The sequence below is a fragment of the Anaeromyxobacter dehalogenans 2CP-C genome, assembly GCF_000013385.1.
In the GTDB taxonomy this organism is placed as follows: domain Bacteria; phylum Myxococcota; class Myxococcia; order Myxococcales; family Anaeromyxobacteraceae; genus Anaeromyxobacter; species Anaeromyxobacter dehalogenans_B.
The window spans coordinates 692407-710560 of record NC_007760.1 but is presented as its reverse complement, the minus strand read 5'-3'; the positions used below and the strand labels follow the sequence as shown (position 1 = coordinate 710560).

Annotated in this window: 19 protein-coding genes; 8 read left to right on the top strand and 11 right to left on the bottom strand. The window is 75.8% G+C overall.

The features are described from left to right. Positions 1 to 15: 15 nt before the first annotated feature. Genes ADEH_RS03155 through ADEH_RS03130 form a run of 6 tightly spaced genes read right to left on the bottom strand, consistent with a single transcriptional unit; the run spans position 16 to position 6977 of the window. Positions 16 to 1518 carry a CheR family methyltransferase gene (locus tag ADEH_RS03155; protein WP_011419674.1) on the bottom strand — a complete coding sequence of 501 codons (1503 nt, stop codon included), beginning with the start codon at positions 1516 to 1518 and terminating at the stop codon, positions 16 to 18. Next, positions 1515 to 2540 carry a chemotaxis-specific protein-glutamate methyltransferase CheB gene (gene cheB, locus ADEH_RS03150; RefSeq protein WP_011419673.1) on the bottom strand — a complete coding sequence of 342 codons (1026 nt, stop codon included), beginning with the start codon at positions 2538 to 2540 and terminating at the stop codon, positions 1515 to 1517. Before cheB ends, ADEH_RS03155 begins: the two co-directional genes overlap by 4 nt. Beyond that, a complete protein-coding gene (locus tag ADEH_RS03145; RefSeq protein ID WP_011419672.1) occupies positions 2537 to 4789 on the bottom strand; it encodes a hybrid sensor histidine kinase/response regulator in 2253 nt (750 codons plus the stop codon). Before ADEH_RS03145 ends, cheB begins: the two co-directional genes overlap by 4 nt. Before the next feature lie 30 nt (positions 4790 to 4819). Then, complete coding sequence (locus ADEH_RS03140) at positions 4820 to 6079, bottom strand: methyl-accepting chemotaxis protein (protein ID WP_011419671.1); 1260 nt, start codon at positions 6077 to 6079, stop codon at positions 4820 to 4822. Positions 6080 to 6093: 14 nt separating this feature from the next. After that, a complete protein-coding gene (locus tag ADEH_RS03135; protein ID WP_011419670.1) occupies positions 6094 to 6492 on the bottom strand; it encodes a chemotaxis protein CheW in 399 nt (132 codons plus the stop codon). Continuing rightward, positions 6489 to 6977, bottom strand: a complete 489-nt coding sequence (locus tag ADEH_RS03130; protein ID WP_011419669.1) for a chemotaxis protein CheW — start codon at positions 6975 to 6977, stop codon at positions 6489 to 6491. The genes ADEH_RS03135 and ADEH_RS03130 overlap by 4 nt, the downstream gene beginning before the upstream one ends. Positions 6978 to 7052: 75 nt before the next feature. On the opposite strand from ADEH_RS03130, the gene ADEH_RS03125 reads away from it, so the two are divergent. After that, on the top strand, positions 7053 to 7745 hold the full coding sequence (locus ADEH_RS03125; RefSeq protein WP_041453295.1) for a response regulator: 693 nt from the start codon (positions 7053 to 7055) through the stop codon (positions 7743 to 7745). Positions 7746 to 7751: 6 nt separating this feature from the next. Here ADEH_RS03125 and ADEH_RS03120 read toward each other — a convergent pair whose 3' ends face one another. Then, the gene (locus ADEH_RS03120) at positions 7752 to 8708 is read right to left on the bottom strand and encodes a lamin tail domain-containing protein (protein ID WP_011419667.1); all 957 of its coding nucleotides are present in this window, start codon (positions 8706 to 8708) and stop codon (positions 7752 to 7754) included. Next, entirely contained in the window at positions 8705 to 9367 is a 663-nt protein-coding gene (locus tag ADEH_RS03115; RefSeq protein ID WP_011419666.1) for a hypothetical protein, read from the bottom strand. Before ADEH_RS03115 ends, ADEH_RS03120 begins: the two co-directional genes overlap by 4 nt. 416 nt (positions 9368 to 9783) lie before the next feature. On the opposite strand from ADEH_RS03115, the gene ADEH_RS03110 reads away from it, so the two are divergent. From ADEH_RS03110 to ADEH_RS03080, 7 genes are read left to right on the top strand one after another with little or no spacing between them, the layout of a single operon-like run. Beyond that, the gene (locus ADEH_RS03110) at positions 9784 to 10155 is read left to right on the top strand and encodes a response regulator (RefSeq protein ID WP_011419665.1); all 372 of its coding nucleotides are present in this window, start codon (positions 9784 to 9786) and stop codon (positions 10153 to 10155) included. 16 nt (positions 10156 to 10171) lie between these two features. Next, complete coding sequence (locus ADEH_RS03105; RefSeq protein WP_011419664.1) at positions 10172 to 10981, top strand: GAF domain-containing protein; 810 nt, start codon at positions 10172 to 10174, stop codon at positions 10979 to 10981. A 2-nt stretch (positions 10982 to 10983) separates the two neighbouring features. After that, on the top strand, positions 10984 to 11499 hold the full coding sequence (locus ADEH_RS03100; protein ID WP_011419663.1) for a chemotaxis protein CheD: 516 nt from the start codon (positions 10984 to 10986) through the stop codon (positions 11497 to 11499). Positions 11500 to 11509: 10 nt separating this feature from the next. After that, a complete protein-coding gene (locus tag ADEH_RS03095) occupies positions 11510 to 13165 on the top strand; it encodes a chemotaxis protein CheA (protein ID WP_011419662.1) in 1656 nt (551 codons plus the stop codon). A gap of 26 nt (positions 13166 to 13191) precedes the next feature. Further along, a complete protein-coding gene (locus ADEH_RS03090; protein WP_011419661.1) occupies positions 13192 to 13776 on the top strand; it encodes a chemotaxis protein CheW in 585 nt (194 codons plus the stop codon). Further along, positions 13773 to 14672 carry a CheR family methyltransferase gene (locus ADEH_RS03085; RefSeq protein WP_011419660.1) on the top strand — a complete coding sequence of 300 codons (900 nt, stop codon included), beginning with the start codon at positions 13773 to 13775 and terminating at the stop codon, positions 14670 to 14672. The genes ADEH_RS03090 and ADEH_RS03085 overlap by 4 nt, the downstream gene beginning before the upstream one ends. Before the next feature lie 10 nt (positions 14673 to 14682). Then, positions 14683 to 15732, top strand: coding sequence for a protein-glutamate methylesterase/protein-glutamine glutaminase (locus ADEH_RS03080; RefSeq protein WP_011419659.1), 1050 nt, complete (start codon positions 14683 to 14685; stop codon positions 15730 to 15732). A gap of 4 nt (positions 15733 to 15736) precedes the next feature. Here ADEH_RS03080 and iscX read toward each other — a convergent pair whose 3' ends face one another. From iscX to hscA, 3 genes are read right to left on the bottom strand one after another with little or no spacing between them, the layout of a single operon-like run. Next, positions 15737 to 15931 carry a Fe-S cluster assembly protein IscX gene (gene iscX, locus ADEH_RS03075; RefSeq protein WP_011419658.1) on the bottom strand — a complete coding sequence of 65 codons (195 nt, stop codon included), beginning with the start codon at positions 15929 to 15931 and terminating at the stop codon, positions 15737 to 15739. Between the two features lie 28 nt (positions 15932 to 15959). After that, the gene (locus tag ADEH_RS03070; protein WP_011419657.1) at positions 15960 to 16265 is read right to left on the bottom strand and encodes a 2Fe-2S iron-sulfur cluster-binding protein; all 306 of its coding nucleotides are present in this window, start codon (positions 16263 to 16265) and stop codon (positions 15960 to 15962) included. A 1-nt stretch (position 16266) separates the two neighbouring features. Beyond that, positions 16267 to 18147 (bottom strand): Fe-S protein assembly chaperone HscA, encoded by a 1881-nt coding sequence (gene hscA / locus ADEH_RS03065; protein WP_011419656.1) that lies wholly within the window; start codon positions 18145 to 18147, stop codon positions 16267 to 16269. Positions 18148 to 18154 lie beyond the last annotated feature (7 nt).

The window sequence follows — 18154 nt, the reverse complement described above, 5'->3', positions numbered from 1 at the left end:
AGCTCCGGGCCGCCGCTACAGGGCGGCGAGCGCGTACTCGGCCGCGCGCGCGAACGCGCTGCCGTCCTCGGGGATGTCCGGATAGTACCCCAGGAACGCCTGCGCCCGTCCGTCGGGCCGGCGCCGGTACGCCTCCAGCGCGTTGCGGTAGGCCAGCCGGGCGCGCACCACGTCCCGCTGCGCCTCGCGGCAGCGGCCCAGGTAGTAGTGGCCGAGCGCGAGATCCGGGTCGAGGAACAGCGCGCGCGCGAGCTCCAGCGCGGCCGCCTCCGCGTCGCCGCCCGAGAGCAGGTGGATGCCGTAGAACAGGTGCGCCTCCGCGCTGAGCGGCTCGAGCGCGAGCGCGGCCTCGTAGCTGGCGCGGGCGCGGTCGGGCTGGCGCAGCACGCCGTACAGGTTCGCGAGCGTGAGCCGCGCGGCCAGGTCGTCGCCGCCCTTCTCCAGCAGCCGCTCCAGCAGCTCGCGGGCGGCGCCGAAGCGGCCGTCGGCGAACAGGGCCACGGCGGCGTCCAGGTACTCCTGCGGCGCGAGGGGCAGCGGCTCGGGATCGCGCGCCGGCGCCGTGGGGCGCGCGGTGGGCGGCGGCGCGAGGGAGAGGTGGCGCACCGGCGGCGGCGCCGCCGGCATCTGCACCAGGTGCGGGCGGGACGGCGGCGCCAGCGGGGCGGACGGGCCGGCGCGGGTGGGCGCCTCGGGGCGGCGGTACAGGAACGCGCCGGAGACCTCGGTGAGCTCGAACCCGTCGAACAGCCGGAACAGCGACTCCGAGTAGCCGAGGAACAGGTAGCCGCCGGGCGCCAGCGCCTCGTGGAACTGCGCCAGCACCGCCTGCGTGGTGGGCGTGTCGAAGTAGATGATGACGTTCCGGCAGAACACGACGTCCCAGCCGCCCTCGGCCGGGCGCGGGAACGCGGACGACACCAGGTTGTGCGGGCGGATGGCGCGCAGGTAGCGGCGCAGGCCGGCGCGCACGTGGAACGCGTCGCCGTCGCGGTCGAAGTGCCGGCCGAGGAAGTGCGCGGGGATCTCGCGGACGCGCCGGGGCTCGTAGGCGCCGCGCGCGGCGAACGCGACCGCCTCGGGGTTCACGTCGGTGGCGAGGATCTCGACGTCGTCGGGGCTGGCCCCGGCCTCGGCGGCGGCCATGGCGATCGAGTACGGCTCCTCGCCCGTGGCGCAGCCGGCGGACCAGATGCCCACGCGGCGGCCGCCGGAGCGCGCGCGGTCGAGCAGGCCCGGCAGGATCGCGTCGAGCGCCCGGAACTGCCGCTCGTCGCGGAAGAAGCTGGTCTTGCCCACCGTGACCAGCGGCAGCAGGCGCCGCAGCTCCTCGTCACCGGCGCCGGAGCGGAGCAGCGCGAGGTACGCGCCGGAGTCCGCCACCGCGGCGAGGCCCTCGAGGCGCGCCGCCACGGCGATGCGCAGGGCGGAGTGGCCCTCGCGGCGCACGTGGAGCCCGACCCGCTCCTTGAGCAGCGCGGCCAGGTCCAGCAGGTGCTCGGTCGCGACGGGCTTCACCGCGTCAGCTCCCGGAGCGCGCGCGGGATCTCGTCCACCGGCAGCACGCGGTCCACCGCGCCCAGCTCCACCGCGGCGCGCGCCATCCCGAACACCGCGCTGGTGGCCTCGTCCTGCGCCAGCGTGGGGCCGCCCGCGTCCTTGATGACCCGCAGCCCCTCGGCCCCGTCGCGGCCCATGCCGGTGAGCAGCACGCCGCAGCAGCGGCGCCCGTACTGCCGCGCCGCGGAGGTGAAGAGCGGCGTCACCGAGGGGCGGAAGGTGTCCACCGGCGGCGCGTCGGAGAGCCGCGCCACGCCCTCGCCGAGGACCAGGTGCCGGCCGCTCGGCGCGATGAGCACCCTGCCCGCCCGCAGCGGGTCCCCGTGGCGGGCCTCGCGCACGTCGAGGCGCGACTCCTGCGCGAGCCAGCCGGCGAGCCCGGCCGTGAAGCCGTCGGCGATGTGCTGCACCACCGCGATGGGCGCGGGGAAGTCGGGCGGGAGGCCGCGGAGCACCGCCGCCAGCGCGCGGGGGCCGCCCAGCGAGGCGCCGATCACCACCACCTCGACGCGCGCGGCGCGGGCCGGCGCGGCGTCCCGGCGCTCCCGCAGGCCGCGCAGGTGCCGGATCACCTTCACGCCGGCGAGCAGGCGCAGCCGCGAGCGGATGAGCCGGCCGTACTCGCCCAGGTCGGCGGTCGCGGACGGCTTCTCCAGGATGTCGAGCGCGCCCAGCGAGAGGGCGCGGAAGCCCGCCGCCTCGGTGGGGTTCGCGGTGAGCACCAGGATGGGCGTGGGCGTCTCCGCCATGATCCGCGCGATGCCCGAGTAGCCGTCGGCGTCGGGCATGTGCAGGTCCATGGTGACCACGTCCGGCCGCAGCGCGCGGGCCATGGCCGCCGCCGCGTCGCCGTCCGCCGCGACCGCCGCCACCTCGAAGCCGGGCTCGGCCGCGACGACGCGCGCGAGCAGCTCGCGGAACAGCTCCGAGTCGTCGGCGACCAGCACGCGGATGGGCCGGTCCCCCCCGGCGAGGCTCACGTGGGGACCCCGCACAGCCGCTCGAGCGTGACCGCGAGGCTCTCCGCGTCGAGCTCGCCCTTCACCAGGTACGCGTCGGCGCCGGCGTCCACGCCCCGCCGCCGCTCCTCGGGCGCGGAGAGCGAGGACATGATCACGATGGGCAGCTTCACGAAGCGCGGCGTCGCCTTCACCCGGCGGGTGAGGTCGATGCCGTCGAGCACCGGCATCTGCACGTCGGTGACGAGCAGGTGGTACTGGCCGTTCTGCAGCCGCGCCCAGCCGTCCTCGCCGTCCACCGCCTCGTCCACCTCGTGGCCCAGCGACCGGAGCAGCGCGGCCTCGGCCTCGCGCGCGATGGCGCTGTCGTCCACCAGCAGGATGCGGAGCCGGCGGCGGTCGCGCCCGCGGGTCATGGCGGGCGAGGCGAGCCGGCGCGCGGCGTTCACCAGGTCCGGGGTGGAGAGCAGCACCGCCACGCGCCCGTCCTCCAGCGCCGCGGCGCCGGTGACGAAGCGCATGCCCTTCAGGAACGCGCCCGGGGCCTTCACCGCCACCTCGCGCTCGCCGTGCAGGCCGTCCACCACCACCGCGGCGCCCTCGGTGCCGTGGCTCACGTACACGACCATGGGGCGCTGCGTGCGCGGGCCGCCGTTCAGCGAGAGCAGCGGCCCGAGCGCCACCACCGGCATGAGCCGGTTGCGGTAGCGCACCGCGCGGATGCCGGCCACCTCGGTGGTGTCCTTCGGGTCGAGCCGGCCCACGCTGTCCACGTCCACCGCCGGGACGCCGTAGACGTCGTCGTCGATCCGGACCAGCAGGACCTTCATGAGCGACAGCGACTGCGGCATGCGCAGCGTGAAGCGCGTGCCCTTGCCCGGGCTCGACTCCACCGTCACCGACCCGCCCAGCGAGGTGACGCGCTTGCGGACCACGTCGAGCCCCACCCCGCGGCCGCTGGTCTCGCCGGCCTGCTCGCGGGTGGAGAACCCGGGCGTGAAGATGAGGTCCAGGGCGGCGCGCGAGGAGAGGCTCGCCGCCTGCTGCTCGCCGATGAGCCCCTTGCGCAGCGCCGCGGCGCGCACCGCCGCCGGGGTGATGCCGCGCCCGTCGTCGTCCACCGTCACCGCGAGCAGGTCGCCGTCGGTCCGCGCCGAGATGGTGATGCGCCCGGCCCGCGGCTTGCCGGCCCGCTCGCGCTCGTCGGGCGCCTCGACGCCGTGGTCCACCGAGTTGCGCACCAGGTGGACGAGCGGGTCGTTCAGCGAGAGCAGGATGGACTTGTCCACCCCGGTCTCGGCGCCGCGCACCACGCACTCGACCTCCTTCGCCTGCTCGTGCGCCATGTCGCGCACCGCGCGCGGGAAGCCGGCCAGCACGCCGGAGAGCGGGATGAGCCGAGCCTCGCCGATGCGCTCGGAGAGCTGGCCGAGCTGCGCGTGCGCGCTGGACGCGGCCTCGGAGTGGACGCGCGCGAAGCGGAAGGTGTCGGACCGGAGCAGGTGGACGTCGCCCTCGATCTGCTCGACCATCTTCGCGGTGCGCGGGTCGCGCACGCGCTCGGCGAGCGCGACGACGCGGTCGGAGATGCGCGCCCAGCGGGCGAACAGGCCGACCAGGTCCTTGGAGCGGCGCATCGCGCGCGCGCCCTCGACCATCACGTCGCCGGCCAGGGCGGCGATCTCGTCGAGGCGGTCCACGTCCACGCGGATGGACGCGGCGGGCTTGTCGCCGCGCAGCTCGGCGCGGGGCGCCTCCTCGGCGTGCGGGGCGGCGGTCGGCGGGGCGGCGGGGTCGGCGGCCGCGACCGGAGGTGCGGGCGGCGCGGACGCGGGCGCCGGGGCCGCCGCGGCGGGTGCGGCGGCGGGCGCCACGGGAGCCTCCGGCGCCGGCGCGCCGGAGATGAGCGCGCGCATCCGCTCGGCCAGCGCGGTCGCGGCCGCGCCGCCGTCGGCGGGCGCGTCGAGCATGGGCAGGATGGTGTCGCACGCGCTCAGCAGCGCGTCGATCCGGTCGCCCGGGCGCTCCGCCGGGAGCGCCTTCAGGAGGTCCTCCGCCGCGTGCACCACGGTGGAGATCCCGGCGAAGCCCATCATGCGGGCCTCGCCCTTCAGCGTGTGGAGCTCGCGGGCCAGCTCCTCGCGCACCTCGGGCGTCGCGGCGCCGCGCTCGATCTCGAGCAGCGCCGCCGAGATCTTCTCCACGCGGTCCGCGGTGGTCTCGCGGAAGCGCGGGAGCAGCTTCTGGCGGATCTCTTCGGAGATGCCCATGGCGGCGGCGGTCGGCGGGGCGCCCCGCGGCTACTCGACCTTGAAGCGCTTCACCAGCTCGGCGAGCCGCTCGGCCAGCTTGGTCAGCTCGGAGGCGGCGCCGGTGGCCTGCTTGGACCCGGTCTGCGCCTGGCGGGTGACCTCCTCGATCTCCGACATGGACTGCACCACCTGCTCGGTGGCCGTCCGCTGCTGCTGGGTGGCGAGGTGGATGACGCGCGCCGCGTCGCTGGTCTCCTGGATGCCGGAGAGGATGCCGGAGACGCTCGTCATCGCGTTCCCGCCGAGCTGCTCGCCCTCGGCCGCCATCCGCTTGTTGCCGTCCGACGCCTCCTTGGCGGCGTGGGTGGCCTCGCGGATCTCGGTGATGAGGTTCTTGATCTCCTTGGTGGACTCCAGGACGTTCTCGGCGAGCCGGCGCATCTCGGCCGCCACGATGGAGAAGCCGCGCCCGGCCTCGCCGGCCTTGGCGCCCTCCAGCGCCGCGTTCAGCGCGAGCAGGTCGGAGCGGTCGGCGATCTCGTCGATCACCTCCACCACCGTGCCGATGCGCTCCACGCGCTTCGACAGCTTGGCGATGGCGTCGTCCACCTCGACCGCGTTGTGCCGCACCTTCTCCATCGAGGACATGAACGACTTGATGGCGCCCTCGCCCTGCTTCGCCCCGGTGAGCGTCTGCTCGGCGATGGCGGCCACCATCTGCGCGTTCTCGGCGATCTGGTGCGAGGCGCCCTTCAGCTCCTCCATGGTGGCGGTGGTCTCGTGGATGGCCGAGGCCTGCGCGCTGGTGGAGGACTCGTTCTGCGTGGCGGCGGCGAGCACCTCGGCCGAGGAGGTCGAGAGCTGCAGGGCCGCCTCGCGGATCTCGGTGACGAAGCGCTTCAGCGTCTCCATCACCTGGCCGATGCCGGCGATGAGCGGCGTGAGCGCCGCGTCGCTGACGCCCAGCCGCAGCGTGCCGGAGAGGTCGCCCTGGATGACCAGGCGGATCATCGCCTCGATGGCCTCGTCCACGCCGGCGGTGACGACCTGCACGCGGTGGCGCGACGTGTCCAGCTGCTCCACCGCGTGGTCGGCGGCCGCGTTGGCGGCCTCGGCGATGCCGCGGAGCATGGGGTCGGCGAAGCTGGCGACGTCGAGCCGGGCCGCCCCGTGCTCGCCGGCCGCGAACGAGCGCAGGAACGCCTCCACCTGCAGCGCGTCGCCGGCGGGGACGGCCGCCTTGCGGGCGGGCCGCGCGGCGCGGGCGGGCTTCTTCTTCGGCTTGTCGAGTTCGGACGGATCGCGCATCGGTGTGGGCCTCTTCAGGCGGTGAGCTCGGGCGCGGCGAGGGAGCGCTCGCGCACCAGGGTGGGGAGATCGACGAGGAGCAGCGGCGCCTCGTCCAGCATGACGAGGCCGGTGACGGCGCCGGAGACGAGGCAGGCGGCGGCGAACGCGGGGAGCGGCTGGACGTCGGCCTCGGGCACGCTGCGGACCCCGACCACCTGGTCCACCACCAGCGTGCGCTCGGACGCGCCCTCGTGGCTCGCCACCACGATGCCGCGCGCGCGCGCGAACGGCGCGCCCAGCGCGCTCTCCAGCACCAGGTCGTCCTCGGGGACGTCGCGGACCGCGCCGATGCGCACCGCGTCGTGCACCACCGCCGCGAACACGCGCGCGCCCACCTGGAACAGCAGGATCTCGCTGGTGGGCTCGGTCACGCCGCCGGGCCCCCCGCCGGAACGGCGCGCGCGCGGGCGGTCTCCACCAGCCGCGGCAGGTCGAGCACCGCCACCGTCCCGGCGCGGTCGCGCCCGACGCCGGAGAGGAACTCGGCCACGCCGGACGACTCGGCGGGCGGCGGCTCGATGGCGCGCCGCGGGATCGAGACCAGCCCCTCCACGCCCTCGGTCACCACCGCCACCTTCCACGGACCGCAGTGCACGATCGCGGCGCGGGTGCTGGCGCGGATGGGGACGGCGCCGTGGCCCACCAGCAGCCCGATGTCGAGCACGGGCAGCACCTCGCCACGGTGCGTGAAGACGCCGGGGAGGAAGGCGGGCGCGGCGGGCAGCCGGGTGAGCGGGCCCAGGCGCACGACCTCGGTCACGAGCGGCGCCTCGAACGCGTAGCGGGCGCCGAGCAGGCGGAGGCAGAAGTACCAGGCGTCGGCGCCCGTCGCGTCGGTGGGCTTCGGGTCGGCCATTCGGCGCGGGATTATCCGCGAGGGTGGGACGGCCGGGCAAGATCGGTGCTAATTTCTCCCGCCCCGAGGGAACGCGTGAAGGTCCTCATCTGCTGCGAGAGCGAGATCATCCTACAGGTGACCGGGATGGCGCTGGAGGCCGCCGGGCACCAGGTGGCGCTGGAGCGCGAACCGCACGCGCTCTTGCCGCACGTGCAGGGCGCCGCGGCGCTGCTGGTGGACGCGGGCCGCGCCCGGCAGGCGCCGGCGCTCCTGCGCGATCGCGGCTTCGGCGGCCGGTCGTTGCTGGTGGGTGAGGGTGCGCAGGAGGAGCTTGCCCGCGCCGCCGCCGAGCTGACGCTGGACGGCGCGGTGGCCTCGCCGGCCACCGACGACTTCGCGCAGCGCTTCACCGCCGCGGTGGGCGCGCGCCGCCGCGTCCTCATCGTGGACGACTCCGAGATCGTCGCTCGCCTGCTGCAGGAGGAGCTCGAGGCGAAGGGCTTCGAGATCCACTACGCGCCCGACGCCGAGAAGGCGACGTCGATCATCCTGAAGCGCCAGACCCGCCCCGACCTCATCCTCCTCGACGTCAACATGCCGAAGGTGGACGGCGGGCAGTTCTGCCGCTTCGTGAAGAAGAACGAGCGGTTCCGGTCGATCAAGGTGCTGTTCTGCTCGGGCGAGGACAAGGAGAAGGTCCAGCGCCTGGTGGCGGAGTGCGGCGCCGACGGCTTCCTCTCGAAGGGCGAGCTGCTCGGCAAGTGGATCGCCGAGAACGCCGGCTGAGGACGATCACAGCGCGCCCGGCGAGCCGGCCGCGCAGGCCAGGTTCCACGCGGCGTCCGGGCCCGCGGGATCGCGCTTCACCGCCGCGGCGTCCGCGCACACCGGCGCCACGCCGCCCGCCCCGAAGCTCGCCATCGTCTCCCCGCGCCCGTCGAGCAGGAGCAGCTCCGGCGGGCGGTCGTTCGCGACGCCGCCGAGCAGCGCCGTGGCGCCGCAGGCGAGCACGCGCGTCCCCGCCGGCAGCGCGTACCGCCCGTCGTAGGCGCCGCCCGCGACCAGCACCACCTCGCCCGGCGCGATGACCGCGTCCTGCGGGAGCGCGCAGGAGGAGAGCGCGCCCGTGGCCGTTCGCTTCGCGAGCCGGTGGCCGTAGAGATCGAGCGGCCCCTCGCCCAGGTTCGCGAGCTCCGCGTACTCCCCCCCGGCCTCCGGCGTGGCCGCGTCGGCGCGGACCTCGGTCAGCACGGGCGCCGGCGGAGGGCCCGCGGCGGCGCCGGTCTCGAAGGACGCGATCGACGGCCGGCGCCGGCCCTCGGCGTCGAGCACCGGCCGGCCGTCCGCCGCGCGGGCGCGCGACGAGAGCACGAGCGCGTACGCCGCGTGCGCGCGGAGCGGCGCGTCCGGCCGGAGCACCGCGCGCGCTCCGTCCGCGTCGAGCGCCGCGCGCGCCGGCACCGCCTGGGCGAGCCCGGCCGCGCCCTCCTCCGACTCGACCGCCTCGAGCGCCGCCTTCACCGCGTCCGCCGGCACGAGCACGAGGCGCGCCCCGTCGGCGAGGCCGGCGGGGTCCACCGGCGCGCTGAACGTCACCGCCGCCTCGTCCAGCTCCGGCGCCACGCCGGGCCCGGCCGGCTCGAGCGCGACCACCCGGACGTGCGGGGCCGCCTCGGGCAGCCCGCAGCCCGCGGCCAGCGCCGCCGCCCAGACCGCCGCGGCGGTGCCCCACCCCCGGCGCCCGCTCACCGCGGCACCCCGGCGCCGCCGGTGACCGCGTCCAGCTCGGCGCCGAGCCGCGCGATCTCGAGCTCCAGCTCGGCCCGCGCCAGCGCCTCCGCCGGCGGCGCGAGCAGCAGCCGCACCCGGAGCCGCTGCCGCTCGAAGTGGAGCCGCGTCGCCCGCGCCACCGCCTCGTCGCGGCGCCGCGCGCGCGCCGCGTCCTGCGCGGCGGCCTGGAGCTCGCCCGGCGCGGCCACCAGGCGCCCGAGGTCCCAGGAGGCGCGGACGAGGAAGGTGTTGCCGGGCGCGAGGCGCAGGTAGTCCACCTCGCCCGAGCCCTGCAGCCCCACCACGCGGTTCGACTGCTCCTCGTGGCGGTACTCGGCGGTGATGCGCGGCAGGAGCGCCGCGAGCCGTGCGCGCGCCGGGAACGAGCCCGAGACGGCGCCGGCGCGCTCCGCCCGGCGGGCGGCCGCGGCCTGGATCGCCGCGACCTCGGCGTCCGGGGCGCCGTCCGCGCCGGACGGCTCGGCGGCGCGGACCGCGGCGGCCGGCGGCGCTGCGTAGACGATGGCGTACGGCGCGCCGGCGGGCGGCGGCGCGGCGCGGGGCTGGGCGCGCGCGGGTGGCGCGGAGGCGCAGAGCGCGAGCGCGGCCGCGAGGAGGTCGAGGTGGGGCGAGGCCATGCGCGCTTGCGAGAGCACGGGGCGGACCAGGCGCGCAGGGCCGTCGTTCCGCGGTCTTGCGCGGTGCGCGCGGGACGCACCTCGGCCCCGCCGTCCGCGGTCCGGGCGGTCGCGTGAGCACGGGACAGGTGCAGCCCCACCCACGCGCGCGCGACCCGAGGGGCTGCGCCGACCCGGCCCCGCACGCGCTCGCGGTGCACTGACTGCGGGTACGCGTGGCCCCCGCCCCCCGCGGCGGCGGCGCACGCGGCCGGGCGCGCGGCGCGGCGCAGCCCCATCCGGCCGCCGTTGCACGGGAATCCGATCGGCCTCCCGGTGTGTGTGCGCCCCCCTCCACCGCCCACACCGTCCCGTGGTGCGGGGACGCCGCGTGGTGCCCGGCTTGCACGGAGTGCGGGGCCGACCCTGGAGGCGAGATGGAGCGGAAGAAGATCCTGCTCGTGGACGACTCGAGCACCGTGCTGCTCATGGAACGCATGATCCTCGCGAAGAGCGCGTACGACGTGGTCACGGCGCGCGACGGCCAGGAGGGGGTCGAGAAGGCGCGGGAGGAGAAGCCGGACCTCATCCTGATGGACGTGGTCATGCCGCGCATGGACGGCTTCGAGGCGTGCCGCAAGCTCCGCGAGCACGAGGAGACGGCGGCCATCCCGGTGATCATGGTGACCACCCGCGGCGAGCTGGCCAGCGTCGAGACCGGCTACGCCAGCGGCTGCACCGACTACGTCACCAAGCCCATCAACGGCCTCGAGCTGCTCGCCAAGGTGCGCAGCTGCCTGGGCCAGTAGCCGGAGCCCGACGCCCATGAGCGACCTCCGTGGCAAGCCGGGCGGCACCGGCCGCGACCTCCAGCAGGTGAACGAGAAGCTGCGCGAGCTCATCAGCTCGCTCCGGACCGAGAAGGAGCGGCTCTCCGAGTCGCGCCTCTCCGCCGCCACCCCGCCGCCCGCCGCGGCCGAGCCGTCGCCGCCGGCGGCGGTGGACCTCGAGAAGAAGCGGCTCGCGGCCGAGCTCGCCCTGGCGCGCGAGGCGGTCGAGCACGCCACCGCCGAGCGCGCGCGCCTGCGCGACCGGCTGGCCGAGATCGAGGCCGAGCACCAGCGCGTCTCGGACGACTACGTGGCGGTGGAGGAGCGCCACTCCGAGCTGGCGCAGCTCTTCGTCGCGCTGGAGCGGCTCCACGGCGCCCCCACGCGCGCCGAGGTGCTCACCGCGCTGCAGGAGATCGTCATCAACGTGGTGGGCACCGAGGAGCTGGCGCTGCTCGAGGTGCGCGGCGACCGGCTGGTGCTGGCGCACGCGTTCGGCGTGGCCCCCGGCCCGCTCCGCGAGGTCCAGCTCGGCCAGGGCGCCATCGGCCGCACCGCCCGGACCGGCCGGCTCTACGTGGCGGGCCGCGACGGCTCGCCCGACGAGGCGGACCGCGACCTCACCGCCTGCATCCCGCTCCGCGTCGGCGACCGCGTCACCGCGGTGCTCGCGATCTTCCGCCTGCTCGGCCACAAGCCGGGGCTGGGCGAGTCCGACCAGGCGGTCTTCGACCTGCTCTCGGCGCACGCGGGCCTGGCGCTCCACCTCCGCGCGCAGGCCGAGCGCGCAGGCGCGGCGAGCTGACCGTGACCCGCACCACCGGCGCAGCGCCGGATCGAGCAGCGCCGGCGGCCGGGGAGACCCCGGGCGGCGGCGGCCGCGCCCAGGTGTACCTCCACGCGGGCCAGATCGCCGTGGCGGCCGAGCCGACCGCCATCGTCACGGTGCTGGGCTCCTGCGTGGCGGTGTGCCTGCACGATCCGGTCGCGCGGGTGGGCGGGATGAACCACTTCCTCCTGCCGCTGCACGTCGAGCGCGAGCAGTCGGCGCGCTTCGGCACCGTGGCGGTCCCGCAGCTCGTCGAGGCGGTGGTGCGGGCCGGGGCGCGGCGGGCGAGCCTGGTCGCGAAGGTGTTCGGCGGCGCCAGCGTCATCGGCGCGTTCCGCGGCGCGCGCAACCTCGGCGACGAGAACGTGCAGCTCGCGCTGCGCCTGCTCGACGAGGCCCGCATCCCGGTGCTCGACCGCGACGTCGGCGGCGCGCGGGGCCGCAAGCTCATCTTCCACGTGGACGACGGCGCCGCCTGGGTGCGGCAGCTGTAGGGGAGCGGTGATGGACGAGCTCGAGATCGACCGCGAGGCGCTGCTCGCCACGTTCCTGGCGGAGGCGGACGAGACCTTCGCGCACATGGAGCAGCAGCTGCTCGCGCTGGAGCGCACGCCGGAGGACGACGAGCTCCTGAACGCGCTGTTCCGCGACGTGCACACGCTGAAGGGCGCCGCCTCGCTGGTCTCGTTCGACGGCGCCCGCGACGTGGCGCACGACCTCGAGGACGTGCTGGAGCGCCTCCGCCAGCGGACGCTGGCGGTCACCGACACGCTCGTGACGCTGCTGCTCCAGTCGGTGGACGTGCTCCGCCGGGCGGTGGCCGAGGCCGCGGCCGGCGGCGACGCCGCGTCGGAGGCGGTGCTGGCGTTCCGCGCCAGGCTGGCCGAGGCGGCCCGGGCGGCGGTGGCCGAGCGCGCCGCGCCCGCGGGCGCCGGCGAGGCGCCGGACGCGCACGAGCCGCACGCGCCGCACGCCTCGGCCGCGCGCACGCTCCGCGTGGACGTGGGCAAGCTCGACCGCATGCTCAACCTCTCCGGCGAGATCGCCATCGCGCGCGGGCGCCTGGGCGAGATGCTGGAGCGGCGCGGCGGCGTGTCGCCGGAGGACGCGCTCGACGCGCACCGCGAGGCGGACCGGCTCTACCTCGACCTGCAGGAGCTGATCATGAAGGCCCGCATGGTGCCCATCGGGCCGACGTTCCACCAGCACGTGCGGACGCTGCGCGACCTCGCCGCCAGCCTGGGGAAGCAGGCCCGGCTGGTGATGGAGGGCGAGGACGTCGAGGTGGACACCGCCGTCATCGAGCACATCCGCGACCCGCTGCTGCACATGGTCCGCAACGCGCTCGACCACGGCATCGAGCGCCCGGAGGAGCGGCGCGCCGCCGGCAAGCCGCCGGTGGGCACGCTCACGCTGCGCGCGTTCCACGACGCGGGCAGCATGGTGGTGCAGGTGCTGGACGACGGGCGCGGGCTGGACGTGCGGCGCATCGCGCAGCAGGCGGTGGCGCGCGGGCTCGCCTCCGACCCCGCCCGCGTCGGCCCGGAGGACGCCGCCGGCCTGATCTTCGAGCCGGGCCTGTCCACCGCCGACGCGGTCACCGAGCTGTCCGGCCGCGGCGTGGGCATGGACGTGGTCCGGCGCAACATCGAGGCGCTGCGCGGCTCGGTCTCGGTGGAGAGCGAGCCGGGGCGCGGCACCGCCATCACCCTGCGCGTCCCGCTCACCCTCGCCATCATCCAGGGGTTCAAGGTGGGCGTGGGCGGCGAGACGTACATCCTCCCGCTCGACGCGGTCTCCGAGTGCCTGGAGCTGCCGCCGGAGGAGACGCGGGACGGCGCGCCCTGGGGCGTCATCAACGTCCGCGGGAAGCCGCTCCCGTACCTGCGGCTGCGCGACCACTTCAAGGTGGGCGGCGCCGCGCCGCAGCGCGAGAACGTGGTGGTGGTGCAGCACGGCGCGCAGGTCGCGGGCGTGGCGGTGGACGTGCTGCACGGCGAGAGCTCGACGGTGATCAAGCCGCTGGGCGGGCTGGTGGGCGCCGTGGCCGGGGTCTCGGGATCGTCGATCCTGGGCAACGGCCGGGTGGCCCTGATCCTGGACGTGGCGGGCATCCTGCGCGAGACGCTCCGGCGGGCGGCGGCGCAGGCGGCCGCCTGAGGCATCGCGAACCGGAGGGAGGAACCATGGCCGAGAGCACCGAGAGCGCGCAGCGCGCACAGTACCTGTCCTTCTCGCTGGGGGGCGCCGAGTACGGCGTCGGCATCCTGAAGGTGAAGGAGATCCTGCAGTACGAGGCGATCACGCGCGTGCCGTCCACGCCGCGCTCCGTCCGCGGCGTCATCAACCTGCGCGGCGCGGTGGTCCCGGTGGTGGACCTGGGCGTGAAGTTCGGCCTGGCCGAGACCGAGGTCACCCGCCTCACCTGCATCCTCATCGTCGAGGCGCTGCTGGAGGGCCAGCCCACGGTGGTGGGCGTGATGGCGGACGCGGTCCGCGAGGTCATCGAGCTCGGGTTCGACGACGTCGAGCCGCCGCCCTCGTTCGGCACGCAGGTCCGGGTGGACTTCCTGCTCGGCATGGGCAAGGTCGGCAAGCGCTTCGTGCTGCTGCTCGACATCGACCGGGTGATCTCCGCCGACGAGAAGGAGTTCGCCGAGGCGGTGCGCGACGGGCTGCCCGAGGCCGAGGCGCCCGCCCTCGACGGCGCCGACGCCGCCGGGGCCGCCGCCGCGCCCGAGCCCGCCGCCGAGGCGCCGCCCGCCCCGTGAGCCCGGCCGCCGAGGAGGGCGCGCCCCGCCGCGCCGCGCTGGTCGAACCGCGCCCGCTCGCCACCGTGAGCGACCGCGACTTCCTGCGCTTCCAGGCGCTCATCAACCGCGAGGCGGGGATCTGGCTCGCGCCGGTGAAGAAGGCGCTGCTGGTGGGCCGGCTGGCGCGCCGGCTGCGCGAGCTGGGGATGCACGGCTACGGCGAGTACTTCGAGCGCGTGGTGGAGGACGGCGCCGAGCGGGTGCGGATGCTCGACGCGATCTGCACCAACGAGACGCACTTCTTCCGCGAGCCGCGCCACTTCGACCTGCTGGCCGAGCGGATCTTCCCGGCCTGGGTGGCCGAGGCGGACGCGGGCCGGCGGCCGCGGCGGGCGCGGGTGTGGAGCGCCGCCTGCTCGACCGGCGAGGAGCCCTGCTCGCTCGCCATGTCGCTGCTGGCCGCGCTCCCGGGCTGGGAGGTCGAGATCCTCGCCACCGACCTCTCCACCAAGGTGCTGGCGCGCGCCGAGGACGCGCTGTGGCCGGTGGAGAAGGCGAAGGAGATCCCGACCCCGTACCTGAAGGCGTACATGCTGCGGGGCTTCGGCAGCCAGGAGGGCCTCATGAAGGCCGGGCCGGAGATCCGGCGCCTGATCCGCTTCGCGCGCCTGAACCTGAGCCAGGAGCCGTACCCGGCCATCGGCCACTTCGACCTGGTGTTCTGCCGGAACGTCCTCATCTACTTCGACCGCGACACCAAGGCGAAGGTGGTGAACCGGCTCATCGACCGGCTGGTGCCGGGCGGCCACCTGTTCCTCGGCCACGCCGAGAGCCTGGGCGGCCTCTCCACCCGGGCGCGCGCGGTCGTGCCCACCGTCTACCAGCTCTCCGACCCGCCGGCGCGCCCGGCCTGAGGTCCGCTCCGTGGCCCCGCGCATCCTGGTGGTGGACGACTCGGCGGTGGTCCGGATGGCGCTCTCCCAGATCCTGGGGCGCGCCGGGCTGGAGGTGGAGACCGCCATCGACCCGCTGGTGGCGATGGACAAGATGCGCCGGGCGCGCCCGGACGCGATCGTCCTCGACATCGAGATGCCGCGCATGGACGGGCTCACCTTCCTGGACCGCGTCATGGCCCAGGACCCGGTGCCGGTCGTGGTGTGCTCCGGCCTGGCGGGGCCGGGGAGCGAGGTGGCGCTGCACGCGCTGGAGCACGGCGCGGTGGACGTCATCGAGAAGCCGCGCCTCGGGGTGAAGGGCTTCCTGGAGGACTCGGCGCGCCGGATCGTGGAGGTGGTCCGCGCCGCCACGCAGGCGCGGCTGCGGGCCCGGGTCCGGGCGCTGCGCCCGCTGCCCCGCCCGCCGGCGGGCGCGCAGCCCCGGCCCGCGCCCCGCCTCGCGCCGCGCGCCGGGCGCGCCGAGCTGGTGGTGGTGGGCGCCTCGACCGGCGGGACCGAGGCGCTGCGCGTGCTGCTCGAGGCGATGCCGGCCGACGCGCCCGCGATCGCCGTGGTGCAGCACATGCCGGAGGTGTTCACCGCGCAGTTCGCGAAGCGGCTCGACAAGCTGTGCCGCATCGAGGTGAAGGAGGCCGCCGACGGCGACCGGCTGCTGCCCGGGCGCGCGCTGGTGGCGCCCGGCAACCGTCACCTCTCGGTGAAGCGCGCGGGCGGGCTGGTGGCGGTGGTGTCCGACGGGCCGCCGGTCTCGCTGCACCGGCCCAGCGTGAACGTGCTGTTCCACTCCGCGGCGCGGGTGGCGGGCCCGGGCACCCTCGGCATCCTGCTCACCGGCATGGGCGACGACGGCGCGGACGGGCTGCTGGAGCTGCGCCGGGCCGGCGCGCACACCGTCGCGCAGGACGAGTCCACCTCGGTGGTGTTCGGGATGCCGAAGGAGGCGATCGCCCGCGGCGCGGCCGTCGAGGTGCTCCCGCTGCCGCGCGTCGCGTCCGCCGTGCTGGCCTGGGCGCGGTAGGGCCCTACTCGACCTCGTCGAGCCAGGCCATCTGGATGGCCTCGAGGACCTTCTCGCTCGACTTCTCGGGATCGTCGGCGAAGCCGGGCAGCTCGCGCACCCAGCGGTGCAGGTCGGTGAAGCGCACCGAGAGCGGCGCCACGCCGGGGTGGCGGTCCGCCAGCTCGATCGCGATGTCCCGCACGTCCGTCCACTTCATGATCGCCTCCAGCGGCCGCGGCCGCGGCTCACGACGCGATGCGGTTGCCGGGGATGCGGACCACCACGTCCTCGCCCCCGACGCAGGCCTGGCACCCGAGCCGCGAGCTGGGCGCGAGCCCGGCCGCCTCGTTCAGCTTGTCGTCCTCGCGGTCGCCGATCTCCGAGAGCGACGCGAGCCCCTGCTCGATCCACACGTGGCAGGTGGTGCAGGCCGCGACGCCGCCGCAGTTGTGCGGGAGGTCCACGTCGGCGGCCTCCGCCGCGTCGAGGATGGAGGTCCCCGCCGGCACCTCCGCCGACTTCCCGTCCGGGAGGAAGGTCACCTTGGGCACGTCAGCCGTCCTCCGGGCCGTGATCCTGGTCCTCGCCCTTCGCGCCGGTGGCGGGCGGGGCGTCGCCGAACTCGTCCACGCGGTGGCCGGCCATGGCCTTCGCCACGTGCTTGTCCATGCGGCGCTCCGCGAACGCCTTGGAGGCCGCGTCCACCGACTCGATCCAGGCCTTCACCGCCAGGTAGTCGGTGCCCTCCATGGCGGTGCGCAGGCCGCGCATCCGCTCCTCGACGGCGGCCCGCTCGTCGGGCCGGAGCAGCTCGCCGTCCATCGCGAACGCGGTCTCGAGCGAGGAGAGGATCCGGTCGCCCTCCACCCGCCACTCGCGCAGGAAGCGCTCGGACACGTCCTCCTCGGCGTGCTCGATGCTCTCCACCAGCATGTGCTCGACCTCTTCCTCGGTGAGGCCGTAGGTGGGCTTCACCTGGATGCGCTGCTCGATGCCGGTGGTGATCTCGCGCGCCGAGACCTGCAGGATGCCGTCCGCGTCCACGGAGTAGGTGATCTCCACCCGCGCGATGCCGGCCGGCATGGGCGGGATGCCCTTCAGCGTGAAGCGGGCCAGCGAGCGGCAGTCGCGGGCCAGCTCGCGCTCGCCCTGCACCACGTGGATCACCATGCCGGTCTGGCCGTCGGCGTAGGTGGTGAACTGCTGCGTGGCCGAGGCCGGGATGGTGGAGTTGCGCAGGATGATCTTCTCGACCACCCCGCCCATCATCTCGACGCCGAGCGAGAGCGGGATGACGTCGAGCAGCAGCACGTCCTCGCGGCCGCCCCGGTCGAGCGCGTCGGCCTGGACGGCGGCGCCGAGCGCCACCACGGTGTCCGGGTCGAGGTCGGTGAGCGGCTCCTGGCCGAACAGCGCCTTCACGTGCCGGCGCACCAGCGGCGTCCGCGTGGCCCCGCCCACCAGCACCACCCCGTCCACCTTCTCGACGCCGGCGTCGCGCAGCGCCGCCCGGCACGGGACCGTGGTGCGCTCCACCACCGGCTGGATGAGCGCCTCCAGCTCGGCGCGGGTCAGGCGCGCCCGCAGGCGGTGGCCCTCCGGCAGCTCCACCTCGGCCTCGACCGCCTCCCGGTCGGTGAGCGCCTCGCGGATCTTCTGGGCGGCGGCCACGGCCCCGCGCAGCACCGCCGGCGAGGGGTCCGCGTTCGGCGGGGTGAGCCCGCCCTCGAGCAGCGCGCGCGCCACCAGCCGGTCGAAGTCGTCGCCGCCGAGGTGCGTGTCACCGACGGTGGACAGCACCTCGAAGACGCCCTCCTCCAGCCGCAGGATGGACACGTCGAACGTGCCGCCGCCCAGGTCGTACACCGCGAACACGCCCTGCGAGCGCTTGTCGAGGCCGTACGCCACCGCCGCCGCGGTCGGCTCGTTCAGCAGCCGCAGCACGTCGAGCCCGGCGAGCCGGCCCGCGTCCTTGGTGGCCTGGCGCTGCGCGTCGTCGAAGTACGCCGGCACGGTGATCACGCAGCCGCCCGGCGCGCCGCCCAGCGCCTCGCCGGCCGCGCGCCGCAGCACCCGCAGGATCTCCGCCGAGACCTCGATCGGCGTGACCGTGCGCTTGCCGCCGCCCACCCGCAGGCGGACCATCGCGCCGGCCTCGTCGAACTGGTAGATGCCGCGGTCCTCCGGCCGGATGTCGCCCGGGCCGCGGCCCATGAAGCGCTTCACCGACAGGATCGTGTCCACCGGCCGCTCGGGGGCGCGGCGCTTGGCGGCCCCGCCGACCTCCACGCTGCCTTCGGGCGGGTAGAACACCGCCGACGCGAGCAGCGGCTTGCCCTCGTCCACCGGGAGGATGCAGGGGCGGTTCCGCTCGTCCACGTGGGCGACGAGCGAGTTGGTCGTGCCGAGGTCGATCCCGATCGCGCGGGGCATGGGTTCC